Source organism: Amycolatopsis sp. NPDC051061, assembly GCF_040682935.1.
Taxonomy (GTDB): domain Bacteria; phylum Actinomycetota; class Actinomycetes; order Mycobacteriales; family Pseudonocardiaceae; genus Amycolatopsis.
This window is the reverse complement of sequence record NZ_JBFBBZ010000033.1, coordinates 63,120-77,767: the sequence shown is the minus strand read 5'-3', so window position 1 is coordinate 77,767 and position 14,648 is coordinate 63,120. Positions and strand designations below refer to the sequence as shown.

Here is a 14,648-nt window from a genome sequence, read left to right as displayed (position 1 = left end):
CTCCTAGTAGGCGTGGTCGAGGCCGTCGGTGGGCGACGGCGGCGTGGACGGCTGCAGCGGCAGCGGCTCGAAGCCGAGCGTGCCGTGGTTGATCGGGAACGAGGTCGGCATCTTCCCGACCGCACGGGCGTACGCGCAGGCGACGGCGGCGAACGACGGCGCCACCGCGAGTTCACCGGCACCGCTGGGGCTCGACGACGTGTTCGGCATGACGACGACCTGCGTCTCGGGCGGGGTGTTCCACTCCCGGGTGTAGAAGTAGTTGTCCCAGCTGCCTTCCAGCGGGATCCCGTCCTTGATGTGCAGGCTGGACGTCAGGCACATCGCGATGCCGTCGTTGAGCCCGCCGATCATCTGCGCCTCGAGGCCGCGCGGGTTGATCGCGAAACCCGGGTCGACGACCACGAGCGCCTTCGTCACCCGCGGGCCCGTGACGCCGTCGCGAATCGGGCGGTTGACCGTCTCCGGCCGGCAGTCGATCTCCACCAGCACCGCGACCGCGCCGCGGTACTCCGAGTGCAGCGCGATCCCTTGCGCCACACCGGCGGGCAGCGAACGGCCCCAGTTGCCGACCTGGACGGCCTTGTCCAGCACCGCGCGCAGCCGGGCGTCCTTGAGGAACTCGCGGCGGAACGCGACGGGGTCCTTGCCGAACTTCTTCGCCAGCTGGTCGACGACCAGCTCCTCGGCGGTGACCACGTTGGGCGAGTAGATGTTGCGCATGCTGCCGGTGTTGAACTTCAGCGGGATCTCGTTGAGCAGCTGGGTCGTGACGCCGAAGTTGTACGGCGAGGACTGGCTCAGCAGGAAGATCGACTCGGCGAAGCTGAGGTTGCCGGCGATCGGGAGCTTCGCGGCGGTCGCGGTGATCATCTCACCGAGCCCGTGGCTGAACTCCGTCTGCACGCTCGTGTGCCGCTGTTCGAAGCTGACGACGTTGCCGAGCAGGTAGGTCGCCCGCACGCGCGAGACGCACATCGGGTGGATGCGGCCCTGGCGGAAGTCGTCGGTGCGCGACCACATCAGCTTGACCGGCTTGCCCATTTTCTGCGACGCCTCCGCCGCTTCGGCGGCCGCGTCGTGGAACAGGTGCCGCCCGAACGAACCGCCGCCCTGGGTGACGTGCACCTTCACCGCGTCCTGCGGCAGCCCCAGCAGCTTGGCGATCTCCTCCTGAGCGACGATCGGCACCTTGAGGCACGACCAGATCTCCGCGCGGTCCGGGCGGACGTCGGCGATCGCGGCGCCGGTCTCCAGCGGGCTGTTGCTGGCGGCGGCGAAGGTGAATTCGGCGTCGATGTACTGGTTGAGCAGCCCGGGAACGGCCATCGGCAGCTGCGCGGCCTTGAGCTTCTTGAGCACGGTCGCGTCGGACTCGCCGTCGACCGTGCCCGCGCCCCAGGTCACCTTCAGCGCCCGGATCGCGTCGATGCACTGGCCGAAGGTGCGGCCGCGCACCGCGACGCCGTGCGAGATCGCGGCGACGTCGGTGATCCCGGACATCGCCTTGACCTCGGCGGCGTTGAGGATCGCGCGCGGCGTGCCGTTGATCGTGGGCGGCCGGGCGACCATCGTCGGAAGCGCGTCCGGCACGTCCAGGTCGAGGGTGAACTGCTTGGTGCCGGTGACCGCCGCGTGGGCGTCGAGGCGGTTCTGCGGCGTGCCGAGCACCTTGAACTCCGACCGCGGCTTCAGCGTCGCGGCCACGCTGATCGTGGTGGCGGACGCGGCGGCCTTCGCGAGGGAGCCGTAGCTCGCCGTGCGGCCGCCGGAGCCGCGCACGACCCCGCCGGACGTCGTCAGCTGCGACGCCGGCACACCCCACTTCGCGGCGGCCGCGGCGATCAGCCGCTGCCGGGCGATCGCCGAGGCGGTCCGGACCGGCGTGTAGATGCTGCGCATCGAGTTGGAGCCGCCGGTCAGCTGGTTCATCAGCAGCTCGGGGCGGGCGTCGGCGAGCGTGACGTCGATCTTGTCCAGCGGGAGGTCGAGCTCCTCGGCGATCATCATCGCCACGGCGGTGGTCATCCCCTGGCCGACCTCGGCGCGGGGTACGGCGAACGCGGCCCGGCCGTCCGCGCCGATCTGCACGCTGATCAGGCCGGACGTCGGCAGCGCGGCGAGGTTCTGCAGGTCGCCGAGGTCGAAGAGGTCCTCGGGCTGGGGCAGCGACGGGATCGCGGCGTCGGCCTTGCTCGGCGCCAGCTCCGCGCCCCCGACCTGCGCGGCGACGGCGAGCGTCGGCGCGGCGAGCACGAAGCCGAGGAAGCGGCGGCGGGCCATGGAGCGCGGCTCGGACCCGGGTGGTGGGACGGAAGGGTCGTTTTCGGGCATGAGCGGCTGGGACCTCTCGAACGACGGTGTGGGAGAAGCGCGGGCCGGAGCACCGCCGGGCCGGAGTGTTACACACATCACGCCGCCGAATGAAGGAGCTGAGTGCCTACATTTGGCCTAGTGTCGTTGTGCACAGTGCACAGGGGGTGCGAGTCAAGGCACGCGCGGTGGCGGGAGGAAGGGCAGCGCGCGGACGACCAGGGCCAGCTCCAGGGCCAGGTCACCGCCGGTCAGCGACCGGCCGGTCAGCTCTTCGATCCGGTGGATCCGGTTGAGCACGGTGTTGCGGTGGCAGTGCAGCGCCTGCGCCGAGCGGGTCGCCGAGCCACCGGTGCGCACCCACGTCGCGAGGGTCTCCAGCAGCGGGCCGCGCTCGACCGCCCGCAGGTCCAGCAGCCCGCCCAGCCAATTCTGCTGCAGCGACTCGGTCAGTTCGGGCGAGCTGAGCAGCAGTGCTTCGGGAAGCCGCTCGGCCAGGCACACCACGTCGGCCCGGCCCGGCGGCACCGTCCGCATCGCCAGCACCGCCTGGCGGTAGGCCGTGTGCACGGCCGCCAGCCCGTCGACGACCAGCGACACGCCGGCCGGCACGGTCAGCACGGACCCGATCGCGTCGACGGCGTCCGCGACCTCGCGACCCGGCAGCGAAACCAGGCCGACGAGCACGTCCGCGCGCGATTGCCAGGCCGACGCCGACCCGAGGTCCTCCAACGCCGACCCGAGCGGCTCGGCGAAAGCGGCGTCGCCGGGACCGGCGGCCGCGACGACGACGTAGGGCCCCGAAATCGGCAGGCGCAGCGCACGGCCCGCCTCGTAGGCGAACCCCGCGTCGGCCGCCCGGCCCTGCAGCAGCCCTTCCCAGAGCGAGGCCCGCCGCTGCTCGTCCGCGCGGACGAAACTGCGCTCGGCCACGTGGTAGGCCAGCGCCACCTGGGCCGAAGTGGCGTCGACGACCTCCCACACGCGGGTCGCGAGGTCCAGCATGGCCTCGTTGTTGACGTACCCGGTCGCCCGGGCCTTCTCGGTCAGGGCCTGCCAGACCAGCCGGCCGCCGATCCGGAACGAGCGCAGGACGTCGTCGAGCGGGAGCTGCTGTTCGGCCCGGCGCCGGCCGGTCGCCTTGGCCGCGTCGTAGAGGTCCTCGGCGGTCTCGGGGTCCCGGCCGATCAGCTGCAGGACCCGGCGGAGGTTGTCGTGGCAGGAGCGCCACAGGTCGTCGTCGGGCACGACGTCGACCGTCCGGTAGCCGGGGTTCTGCTCGACGATGACGGCGACCAGGGCGCCGGTGAGCTCGTCGAGCTCGTCCAGCACCCTGGCCGCGAGCGACCACGCGGTGTCCCGGGCGTCCGCCCGTGCCTCGCCCATCCGCACCACCACCGTCGCGCCTCTCGCCGGCGCGTCAGCCTACGTCGCGGCCCGGATTCCCGCTCACCTCGCCAGCGCGAAACTCGGGTGCGGCGGCTGGTTGTAGGCGGTGTTCTGCCACGCCACGGCTTCCCGGTACTGGCGGTCCTGCATCAGCGAGACGTGGGAGATGCTCGTCGTGTCGGTGGTCGAGTAGATCCGCAGCGCCCGGTTGTCCGACGTCGGCCAGACGACCTCCTCCCGCCAGTCGCCGAACAGGTCCGCCTGCAGCGACGGCGTGCTCTTGGTGCCGTTGTTCGAGTGGACGCCGGACGCGGTGAGCAGCCGGGTGTCGCCGCCGGTGCCGTACTTGTCGATGTGGGTGCCGTCCAGCAGTTCGCGCTGGGCGTCGCCGTCCCACCAGATGACGAAGTTCGTCGAGGACGGCTTGCGGCCGATGTTCTGCCCGCCGGTGTTCAGCAGGCCGGACACCGCGGACGACCACGACTCGGCGCCGGGGCTGCCCGCGTAGACGTCGTCCGAGACACCGCGGCCGTTGTCGCAGGAGCACGACGCGTTCTGCCAGATGATCTGCCCGGTCTTCGCGTCGGCCATCCAGGCAGCCGGTTTCGAGGTGTCTTCGTCCACTTTGAACTCTTCCAGGCCGGCCCGGCTCGGGATCAGGTCGCCGACGTGCATGGCGTCGCCGTGGCCGAGCCGGGTGTTCCACAGTGGAGCGCCGTTGTCGTCGATGGCCATGGCGCCGAAGACGATCTCGTCGCGGCCGTCGCCGTCCGCGTCGGCGATGGCCAGCTGGTGGTCGCCCTGACCCGTGTACTGCGAGCCGGCCGAGGTGGAGTCGAACTTCCACCGCTCGGTCAGCGCGCCGCCCCGGAAGTCCCAGGCCGCGATGACGGTCCGGGTGTAGTAGCCGCGCGACATGATCAGGCTCGGGTGCGAGCCGTCCAGGTACGCCGTGCCGGCGAGGAACCGATCCACCCGGTTGCCGTAGCTGTCGCCCCACGAGGACACCGTGCCGCGCGGCGGGTCGTAGTTCACCGTGGCCATCGCGGCGCCGGTCTGGCCGTTGAACATCGTCAGGAACTCCGGGCCGGACAGGATGTAGCCGCTCGAGTTGCGGTAGTCCGCGCTCGCGCTGCCGATCACCTGCCCGGTGCCGGACCGCGTGCCGTCGGCGGTCTTCATGGCGACTTCGGCCCGGCCGTCGCCGTCGTAGTCGAACACCTGGAACTGCGTGTAGTGCGCGCCGGCGCGGATGTTGCGGCCCAGGTCGATCCGCCACAGCCGGGTGCCGTCGAGCCGGTAGGCGTCGACGTAGACGTCCCCGGTGTAGCCGGACTGCGAATTGTCCTTGGCGTTGCTCGGATCCCACTTCAGGACGAGCTCGTACTGGCCGTCGCCGTCCAGGTCGCCGACGCTCGCGTCGTTCGCGGCGTAGGTGTAGCTCTCCCCGGACTGCGTCGTGCCGCCCGGCGGGGTCTGGATCGGCACGTCCCGGGTGCTCGCCGCGGCCGTGCTGTCGAGCGTCAGCGAATCCTCGGCGGCGAACGCCGACATCCGCTCGACGCCGCCGACGACGGCGCGAACGGTGTACCCGGCCCCGGCCGGAGCGCCGGCGTCGAGGTAACCGGTCGGCCCGCCGACGAGCGTCTGCGTGACCCTGGCGCCATCGCGGTAGACAGCGAACGTCACGCCCGCGGGGTCGTCGGCGAGCAACCGCCAGCCGACCTGGTTTCCCTTCGCGGTGTGGACGCTGACCACCCCGCGGTTCAGCTTGTCGAACGTCGGTGTGGTCTCCCCCGTCGCGACGCCTGGTGTCAGTCCCACCACCAGGACGCCCACGGCGGCCACGACCAGCCTGCGACTCAGCGTGAACATACTCATCTCCTTGTCTGGTGTGGACGGATCAGCCGGTCGTGCAGGTGCTTCCGTTGAGGGTGAACGAAGCCGGCGCCGGGTTGGCCCCGGTGAACGTGCCGTTGAAGCCGATGCCGGTCGACGCGTTCGGGGCCAAGGCGCCGTTCCAGGACAGGTTGGTCGCGGTGACCGCGCCGCCGTTCTGGGTGAAGTCGGCGCCCCAGCCGGGCAGGGTCACGCGCTGACCGGCGGTGTAGGTGAAGGCGAGGGTCCAGCCGGTGAGGGTGCCCGAGCCGGTGTTGGTGATGGTCACGCTCGCCGTGAATCCGGTGCCGCCACCCCAGGCGGGGGCGGAGTAGCCGATCTTGCACGTCCCCGAACCGCCTGCGCTGGTCGTCACCGTGGCGGCCGCGGAGTTCGCCGAGACGTTCCCCGCGGCGTCGCGGGCGCGCACCTGGTAGCGGTAGGCCGTCGAGGCGGTCAGGCCGGAGTCGGTGAAGGTGGTCGTCGCGGCCGACGCGACCAGGGCGGACGTGCCGCTGCCGGTGGCCCGGAAGACGTCATAGCCGGTGACTCCGACGTTGTCGGTCGAGGCGCTCCAACTCAGTGTGGCGCCGGTGGCCGTCACGGCCGATGCGGACGGCGTGCCGGGGGTGGTCGGCGCGACGGTGTCGGCGGTACCGCCACCGTAGATCGTGGCCTCCTTCGAGGTCTGGCGGACGCCGTTCGCGCCGTTGAGAAAGCGCTCTCCCCACGCCGTCAGGCTCGCCGGGTTGAACGAGTTGACCAGGTCCAGATAGGCGACGTCACTGCTGTTGCCGCTCCACGACCAGCCGAGATAACCGAGGCCGCGGGCCTGCGCCTGGGCCATGATCGTGTCCTCGTCGGGGTTGCCGTCGGTGTGCATGTTCCCGAACTCCCCCACCACCAGCGGCAGGCCGGCGGTGCGGAAGGCGTCGAAGTACCCGGTGATCTCGGCCGCGGTGTCGTAGACGCCGTACATGTGGAGGGAGAACACCGTGTTGTGCCGCGGGTCGGCGGCCAGCACCGAAGCGGCGTTGTCGCGCATGATGTTCTGCCAGTCCTGACCCCACATCGGCGCGTCGGCCATGAGCAGGTGCTGGAGGCCGGCGCCGCGCAGCCGGGTGATCGCGTTGCTCGTCGCGCTCGCCCAGGTGGCGCTCACCTGCTGGTTGTTGCCGAACGGCTCGTTGCCCAGGTTGAGCACGACGTAGTTCTCCTGGCCCTGCAGGGCACTGGCCACGCTGATCCAGTAGCTCGCCGCCTGGTCGAGGCTCGCGGCCGCGCCCTCTTCGCCGTAGCCGGTGGTGTCGTGCGCTTCCAGCACGCAGATCAGCCGGGACTGCTTGCACAGCGAGACGACGTTCGCGACCTCGGCCGCCGACGTCGGGCCCCACCGCTGGCCGCTGCCGAGCACCACGCGCACGGTGTTGGCGCCGAAGGACTTGATGTCCGCGAAGGCCCCGGTTTGGGTGGGATACCAGGCGTACGGGTGGTTCACGCCGCGCATCACGAACGCCGCGCCGCTCGCCTCGACGACCTGGGTGCCGCTGACGTGCAGCCCGGCCGCCGCCGTGCTGGTCGGCAGCGCCGCGAGCAGAGCCGGGTACCAGCGGCTTTCCATCTTCTGGATGCCGGTGGTGCCGTTCGGGTGCACGCCGTCGGTGGTGTCGGCGGCGGTGTCGAACCCGGTCCACTGGTCGACGACGGTGATCGGCGAGGTGGCCGTGCTGTGCGCCTGCGCCCAGGCGGGAATGGCGCTGTTCAGGTCGACCACCCGTTGCGCGCAGGCGGCGCAGCTGGCCGGGTTCATCGGGATGATCTTGGCGACGACGAGCTTCGTCGCCGGGTTGCTCGCCCGCATCTGGCCGAGCAGCGTCGTGTAGGCGTCCAGAATCGTGCTCGCGGAGACGGCGTTCCAGACGTCGTTGGTGCCGAAGTGCATCAGGACGATGTCCGGCCGGGTGGCCGACAGCCAGCCGGGCAGCTGGTTGTCCCGCACGATCCCGGTGGCGAGGAACCCGCCGTGGCCTTCGTTCTCGCCGTCGTAGGTGAAGCCACAGCCCTGGGCGGGGAGCGTCCCGACGAAGTCGACGTCGGTGTGGCCGGTGTCCTGCAGGTGCTTCCACAGCAGCGCCCGCCAGCAGCCGGGCGAACCGGTGATGGAGTCGCCGAGCGCCATGATCCGCGTGGGCGCGGCGGCTGCTGTGCTTCTCGTGTGCGGCAGGGCGACGACGCAGGCGGCGAAGAGCAAGCCGACCACGAGCGCCCGGAGAAAACGCCGGGTCATACCGACCTCCTGGAGAAAATACGACAGGGACAGTCGACCTGGGAGCGCTCCCAGCACGGGAGTGTAACGGCTCGGCCACCCCGAGCGAAAGCATCGGCGGATTCGACCACGTCGTCGAACTCGAATCAGTCCACAGTGGACGAAGACGTCAGCGCACGATCGTGGTGAGCACGTCGACTCCGAGCGCGGACCATCCGCAGGGCTTCGCGATGAACCTCACGAACGGCATCCTGCGCTGCCGCTACGTCGACGGGCGGCCGCGGGTGACGCCGGCGGACACCGGTGCATAAGCGCGCTCAGGGCGCCCCGAATGGCCCAGTCCGTTCGGAGGATGTGCGCGTTCCCCTCGATGGGTACAGTCCGTCGGGTCAAGATCATTTGACGACGCCGCGCTGCCCGCGCCCGCACTACTTCTCTCGGCGCTGCTCGCCGCGTCCTCCGGCACCGCGCAGGCCGCGACGGCGAAGTGGCCCGGTGACCCGGCCGTCGCGGTCGCCGACTCCGCCGGCTTCTTCGGCGAGAACCTCAGTGGACTCTCCTTCGAAGGTGCCGACGTCCTGTGGGCGGTCAAGAACGGCCCCGGCACCCTGTACCGGCTCACCCGCACCGGCAGCACCTGGGCCCCGGCGAGCGGCTGGCCGTCGGGGAAGAAGCTGCACTACCGCGGCGGCAGCGGTGACCCGGACGCCGAGGGCGTGGTGGCCACGCCGGACGGTGTGTTCGCCGCGACCGAGCGCGACACCGACGAGGACGGCAGCCTGCTGAAAATGCTGCGGTTCGACACCGGTTCGTCCTCGGCATCGCTCAGTGCGGTCGCGGAGTGGGATCTCACCGGCGACCTGCCCGACGTCGACGACAACGGCGGTTTCGAGGGCATCACCTGGGTCCCGGACGCGTTCCTGACCGCCGGCGGCTTCCGCGACGACCACACGAAGGCGCCCTACGACCCGGCGACCTACGCCGGCCACGGCACCGGCGGGTTCACCCGCGTGGCGACCATCGCGTCCGGGTTCCCGAAGGTCATGGAGCTGGAGTTCGACCCGGAGACGGGCAGCCTCTGGTCGGTCTGCGACGACACGTGCGACGGCAAGTCGGCGACACTGAAGATCGTCGACGGCAAGTTCACGGTGTCCGCGACGTACGCGCGGCCGTCGCAGATGTCCGACTACAACAACGAGGGGTTCGCGATCGCCCCGCCGTCGACGTGTGCCGGCGGACGCAAGGCGGTGGTCTGGGCGGACGACTCCGCCGACGGCGGCCACGCCCTGCGCGCGGGAACGCTGCCCTGCGGGGGAAACCGCACTTAGCCTCCCGTTTACCTTCGTTACTCCGAGTGCAGCAATACCCACCTTCCTGATCACCGGTTCGTGTGATTCCGGACAGCTTTGGGTATGTGGGCACCATGGCTGTCACAGCACCGGAAAGACCCGCCGCGGCACCAGTCGTGTCCACGCCGCGGCGGTCCAACCAGTTCGCCCACTGCGTTCCGCTGTTCGACGAGCACAGCCGGCTGGCCGCGGAGGACCCCCGGCGGTCCGATCTGCGTGACCGGCTGATCACCGAGCACCTCGAACTCGCCGAGAACATCGCCAAGCGCTTCGGCGGTCGCGGCGAGTCCTTCGACGACCTCGTGCAGGTCGCGCGCACCGGTCTGATCCACGCCGTCGACCGCTACGACCCTGGAAAGGGCCGCGACTTCCTGTCCTTCGCGGTACCGACGATCATGGGCGAGGTCCGGCGGCACTTCCGCGACAGCGCCTGGTCGATGCGCGTGCCCCGGGGGCTCAAGGAGCTGCAGCAGAACCTCGCCCGCGCGGCCGGCGAACTGGCCCACGACCTGGGCCGCTCTCCCACCCCGAGCGAGCTCGCGGCGCACCTCGACATCGACGTCGAGACCGTCCGAGAAGGACTTCTCGCGGCGGAGGCCTACAAACCCGCCTCGCTCGACGCGCCCGCCCGCGGCGGCGACAACGTGACGGTCGCCGACCAGCTGGCCGACCGCGAATCCCCGTACAGCAAGGCCGACGACCACCTGACGCTGCAGGCCGCGATGGCGGGCCTCCCACCCCGGGAACGCGCGATCATCGAGATGCGGTTCGTCGAAGAGCTGACGCAGAGCCAGATCGCGGAGCGGGTCGGCGTCTCGCAGATGCAGGTGTCCCGGCTGCTGAACAAGACCCTCGAGCAGCTGCGCCACCGCATCGTCGCCGACTAGCCACGCGGCTCCTTCCCGAGGTATCGAGCCAGTTCGGCGACCGTGGGCTGGTCGAAGACGACCGTGGCGGGCAGGACGGCCGGAAGGTACTCGGCGAACTCGACCCGGCTGCCGACGTGGACGAGCACCCGGTCACCCCGCTCGACGTCGAGCGCGGCCCGGGTGCCTTCCACTGCTCCGGGTATACCGCAGGTTCCGCCTCCCCGCTCGTGCGGGACGTTTCCGCGACGCCCTGGTGACGGCCGGCTGCGACGCTGTCCAGGGTTGCCGTAGCGGGAGGAGAGCTGTCCCATGCCGCCGCCACCGAGGGCTCGCGCGAAGCTTCCCGCGCTGACGGTGGACTCGGCGACGACCACGGCACCGGCGACCGCACCGACCACGGCACCGGCGGCGCTGAAGGACCGCCCGCCGCAGCGGAAGCCCGCCCCGCTGCCGCCGTCGAACGCCGCGGCGCTGGCGGCATTGCGGGCGGGCGACAAGAAGCCGCTCGCCGACCCGTCGCGCAAGGAGTCGCAGGACAAGGTCGGCAACGGCGCGGTGGCGGCGGGCCTGGCCAGGAGCCCGGGAGCGGACCCGAAGTTCGCGGTGCTGAAGAAGGACGTCGCACAGAAGAAGCGCACGGTCGCGAAGTCCCATCCCCCGGCGAACAAGGAAGCGACGTCGGCGCAGAACGCCTCGGTGCCGCCCAAGGACGACGAGGTGGCGCAGGGCAAGACGGCCAACGCCGAGAAGATGAACGAGGCCAAGCCGAAGGAGTTCGACAAGGAAGCGTTCATCAAGGCTGTCGAGAAGGCGATCGCCGAGAAGGCGCCGAAGAACCTGGAGGAGGCCGACGAGTTCGCCGGCTCCGGCAAGCCGGCCGAGGTCAAGGCCGAGGTGGCCGGCAAAGTCGGCGAGGGCAAATCGGAGTCGGCCGAGCAGATCGCCGACACGACCGCGGCGCCCCCGGACACCTCGGCCGCCGAGCTCAAGCAGGTCACGCCCATGGCGGCCGACCGCCCGCCGGGCACCCCGGGCACGCCCGACCCGGCGAAGGCCACGCCGAACCAGCTGCCGCCGTCGGCGACCGACCTGTCCGCCGGACCGGCGAACGTCAACCAGGAGATGGCCGACAACCAGGTCACCGAGCAGCAGCTGAAGAAGTCGAACGAGCCGGCGTTCGGCGGGGCCCTCAAGGACAAGCAGACCGCGGAGAACCACTCGCAGGCGACGCCGCCCGAGCTCCGCAAGAGCGAGGCGCAGCAGCTGCGCCAGACGACCGCGCAGGCGAAGCACTTCGGCGCCGCCGCCATGGGCGCGATCGCCAACGACCGCGTGCGCACCGGCCGGCAGGTCGGCGGCGGGAAGAAGAACACGAAGACCAGCGACGAGGACAAGCGCACCCAGGTGACGGCCGTTCTGCAGAAGGTCTTCGACACCATGAAGACCGACGTCGAAGGCATCCTCACCGGGCTGGACAAGCTCGTCGACGACCAGTTCACGAAGGGCGAGAAGGAAGCCCGCGACGCGTTCACCGCCGAACACCGGCAGAAGATGGACGAATACAAGGACCGTCGCTACAGCGGCGGCTGGGGCCTGGTCAAGTGGGGCCACGACAAGCTGTTCGGGCTGCCGGAGGAAGCGAACCAGATCTTCGTCGAGGCCCGGGACCACTACGTCAAGGGGATGCGCGGGGTCATCCGGGCCGTGGCGGACACCATCGGCCGCGAGCTGACCAGGGCGAAGCAGCGGATCGCCACGGGTCGTTCGGAGCTGCAGAAGGCCGTCGACGGCCTGCCGAAGGACCTCAAGGCGCTGGGCAAGGAGGCGGCCGCCGGTTTCGCCGACCAGTTCGACGAGCTGACCCAGTCCGTCGACGACAAGAGCACCGAGCTGGTCGACACGCTGGCCACGAAGTACACCGACGCGGTCAAGTCGGTCGACGCCGAGATCGCCGCGGAGAAGGAGAAGAACAAGGGGCTGGTCGACAAGGCCCTGGACGCGGTCAAGGGCGTCATCAAGACGATCCTCGAGCTGAAGGACATCCTGCTGGGGGTGCTCGCGAAGGCGGCGCAGGCCGTGCTGGCCATCCTCAAGGACCCGATCGGCTTCCTGGGCAACCTGGTGTCGGCCGTCGGTGGCGGGTTGAAGCAGTTCAAGAACCACGCCAAGGCCCACCTCCAGCAGGGCGTCCTGTCCTGGCTGCTGGGCACGGCGGCGACGGCCGGCATCGAGCTGCCGAAGAGCTTCGACATCGTGAGCATCCTGGTGCTGATCGCCAGCCTGCTGGGGCTGTCCGGGGCCAACCTCCTCGCCCGTGTCGCGCGGAAGGTCCCCAAGGAGGCCATGGCCGCCATCGACGCCGGCAAGGCCGCGCTCCCGATCATCATGGAGGTCCGGACGCGCGGGGTGCGGGCGCTGTGGGACGACCTCAAGGCTCGCGTCGGCGACTTGAAGAAGAACCTGATCGACAACCTGGTGTCCTACCTGCTGCCGACGATCATCATGGCCGGCGTCACGTGGATCATCTCACTGTTCAATCCCGCGTCGGCGTTCATCCGCGCGTGCAAGATGATCATCGACATCATCAAGTTCATCGTGACGAACGGCAGGCAGATCCTCGAGTTCGTCAACACGGTCCTGGACGCGGTGATCGCGATCGCGAAGGGCGGCACCGGCGGGGTGGCCGACCTGGTGGAGAAGGCTTTGGCGCGGTCGATCCCGGTGTTGATCGGGGCGTTGGCGGCACTGCTCGGGATCGGTGGGATCGCGGGGAAGGTCAAGGAGGTTTTCCAGAAGCTCGCTCGGCCGGTGAACAAGGCCATCGACTGGGTGATCGACAAGATCGTCGGGTTAGTGAAGAAGGTTTGGGCCAAGGTCAAGGCTTTGGCGAAGAAGGTCAAGGACAAGCTCAAGGCCGCCGGCAAGAAGGTCAAGGACAAACTACGGGGCGGTGACGACACCCCAGAAGGCCAGCGGAAACGCCTCGCCGCAGCACGCAAGGCAGTCCACGGCGCACTGGAAAAGGGGATCAAGGGCATCCGCCTCCGCGCGTTGTTGACCGGCATCAGGATCAGATACGGCCTGCGGGTACTGCGCATCGAGGACCAGGGTCCGACCAAAGCGAAAATAGTCGGCGAGATCAACCCGACGTTCGAAGAGTTCGCCGAGAAGATCCCCGTCGTGGACAAGACCGAGGAAGGAGACGACAGCAGTCAGCTTGAAGGCACCTTCCGCGCGATGAGCTTGCGCGCGCTCCTCCGCATGCAGAAGAACCAGAACATCGGCATCAAGAAGGATGACAAAGGCGCCGCAAAGGGCGAGCCTGGAATCTCCGAGGACGCCCTTTACGCCACCCATTACATCGAACGCAAGCAGAAGCCACAGCGGGACGTGTCGAAATACAACTACGCCGTTCTCGTGGAAATCGAGTTCGCCCCCGGCGGGCTCTCCGAGATCATGCACAGCCCCCTTGGCGCAATCGACGGCGGTACGGCTAACAAGTTGGAGAGCGAAGACGAAGGAGCCATCGTCGACCGTGGACGAGCGGGCAAGTACTTCGTCTTCCACACGAAACGTTCCGACCTCCCGAAGGAGCTCCAAGTCTACGAAGGCGGCCGGAACAAGTTGGTCTTCAAGCTGGAGAGGTCACATCAGAAGGATGTACCCGCCGTCGCGAACTACTTGATCATATCCAAGCTTCCCGATGATCCCGAGGATGTCGCGACGAAGGTCAGCGCTAAGATCAGGAGAATCTCCGTACTCGGCGGCGTGCAGGGACAGGTCACGGCCGACCTCGTACGCAGCGCGCTCGGAGGTTCCAGTGGCAAGTAGTTGCGAAACCCGCATCCTAGGTCTCGTCGCCACCCGGAAGTCGCGGGAAAACCCCCACGGCGCAGCACGCGAAACGGTGATCCGGGAACTCGGCGAGCTTCCTGCCGAATGCGCTGCCGAGTTGCGCACGGTGGCCCGCCGGCTACTGAAGGAGCTTCCCCACAGCGGCGAAGGAGCCGTGACGGCGGTACTCGAGGCATTGACGACACGGCGAGACCCAGCGGCGGGCGACCTTCTCGTCGACGCGCTCAAGAGCCCGCACACCATGCAAAAGGAAGACTACGTCTCGATGCTGGAGGACATCGACAGGTCCGAGGACGCACCCGCGGGACTGCTGGCGGTTCTTGCCGATGGTGCCGAAGATCCCCACCGTCCTGACGTCGCCGTCACGATCAGGGCGTTGCACTCACTCCGCTACGAGCAGGCGGTACCACACCTGCTCGAGTATGTGAACCACCCCGAGCGAGCCGTGCGAGGTACTGCCATCGAGTTCCTCTACGACTTCGACGACGGCGAGAAGGCCGGACTGCTGTTCGCCGACCGGCTTCGTCATGAGCAGGAACCGCAGATCGCCGAAATGTTGATCGACAGCCTGACCAGCTGGGAAAAGTTTCCCGACGAGCGTTTTCTGCGGAAGACGGCCGGAAACCCGACGCTGCCGGAGACCCTCCGGAACTCTGCCCGCCGCGCACTCGCGTACGGCTTCGGCGAAAACTCAGCCGCCGACTTGCACCAGGAACCGCCCTCCTGACC

The 14,648-nt window shown here is 69.3% G+C and carries 10 protein-coding genes; 5 read left to right on the top strand and 5 right to left on the bottom strand.

From position 1 onward, the window contains the following. Nucleotides 1–3 precede the first annotated feature (3 nt). The 4 genes from AB0N03_RS35570 to AB0N03_RS35555 form a co-directional block, all read right to left on the bottom strand. Nucleotides 4–2,283: a molybdopterin cofactor-binding domain-containing protein gene (locus tag AB0N03_RS35570; protein ID WP_364381270.1), complete on the bottom strand. Its 2,280-nt coding sequence runs from the start codon at nucleotides 2,281–2,283 to the stop codon at nucleotides 4–6. A 204-nt stretch (nucleotides 2,284–2,487) separates the two neighbouring features. Beyond that, on the bottom strand, nucleotides 2,488–3,699 hold the full coding sequence (locus AB0N03_RS35565; RefSeq protein WP_364381267.1) for a helix-turn-helix domain-containing protein: 1,212 nt from the start codon (nucleotides 3,697–3,699) through the stop codon (nucleotides 2,488–2,490). A gap of 63 nt (nucleotides 3,700–3,762) precedes the next feature. Continuing rightward, nucleotides 3,763–5,577, bottom strand: coding sequence for a rhamnogalacturonan lyase (locus AB0N03_RS35560; RefSeq protein ID WP_364381264.1), 1,815 nt, complete (start codon nucleotides 5,575–5,577; stop codon nucleotides 3,763–3,765). Nucleotides 5,578–5,605: 28 nt separating this feature from the next. Then, complete coding sequence (locus tag AB0N03_RS35555; protein WP_364381261.1) at nucleotides 5,606–7,867, bottom strand: cellulase family glycosylhydrolase; 2,262 nt, start codon at nucleotides 7,865–7,867, stop codon at nucleotides 5,606–5,608. A gap of 164 nt (nucleotides 7,868–8,031) precedes the next feature. On the opposite strand from AB0N03_RS35555, the gene AB0N03_RS35550 reads away from it, so the two are divergent. From AB0N03_RS35550 to AB0N03_RS35540, 3 genes are all read left to right on the top strand, one after another. Continuing rightward, nucleotides 8,032–8,157, top strand: coding sequence for a hypothetical protein (locus AB0N03_RS35550; protein ID WP_364381258.1), 126 nt, complete (start codon nucleotides 8,032–8,034; stop codon nucleotides 8,155–8,157). Nucleotides 8,158–8,565: 408 nt separating this feature from the next. Beyond that, nucleotides 8,566–9,174 carry a hypothetical protein gene (locus AB0N03_RS35545; protein ID WP_364381256.1) on the top strand — a complete coding sequence of 203 codons (609 nt, stop codon included), beginning with the start codon at nucleotides 8,566–8,568 and terminating at the stop codon, nucleotides 9,172–9,174. A gap of 95 nt (nucleotides 9,175–9,269) precedes the next feature. Beyond that, the gene (locus AB0N03_RS35540; RefSeq protein ID WP_364381253.1) at nucleotides 9,270–10,082 is read left to right on the top strand and encodes a SigB/SigF/SigG family RNA polymerase sigma factor; all 813 of its coding nucleotides are present in this window, start codon (nucleotides 9,270–9,272) and stop codon (nucleotides 10,080–10,082) included. Here the strand turns inward: AB0N03_RS35540 and AB0N03_RS35535 are convergent. Next, nucleotides 10,079–10,255 carry an acyl carrier protein gene (locus AB0N03_RS35535; RefSeq protein WP_364381250.1) on the bottom strand — a complete coding sequence of 59 codons (177 nt, stop codon included), beginning with the start codon at nucleotides 10,253–10,255 and terminating at the stop codon, nucleotides 10,079–10,081. The two genes, AB0N03_RS35540 and AB0N03_RS35535, sit on opposite strands and share 4 nt — an antisense overlap. A gap of 118 nt (nucleotides 10,256–10,373) precedes the next feature. Between AB0N03_RS35535 and AB0N03_RS35530 the strand changes: the two genes are divergently transcribed. Both AB0N03_RS35530 and AB0N03_RS35525 read left to right on the top strand, forming a co-directional pair. Next, on the top strand, nucleotides 10,374–13,895 hold the full coding sequence (locus AB0N03_RS35530) for a hypothetical protein (protein ID WP_364381247.1): 3,522 nt from the start codon (nucleotides 10,374–10,376) through the stop codon (nucleotides 13,893–13,895). A 76-nt stretch (nucleotides 13,896–13,971) separates the two neighbouring features. Next, the gene (locus tag AB0N03_RS35525) at nucleotides 13,972–14,646 is read left to right on the top strand and encodes a HEAT repeat domain-containing protein (protein WP_364381245.1); all 675 of its coding nucleotides are present in this window, start codon (nucleotides 13,972–13,974) and stop codon (nucleotides 14,644–14,646) included. Nucleotides 14,647–14,648: the final 2 nt, after the last annotated feature.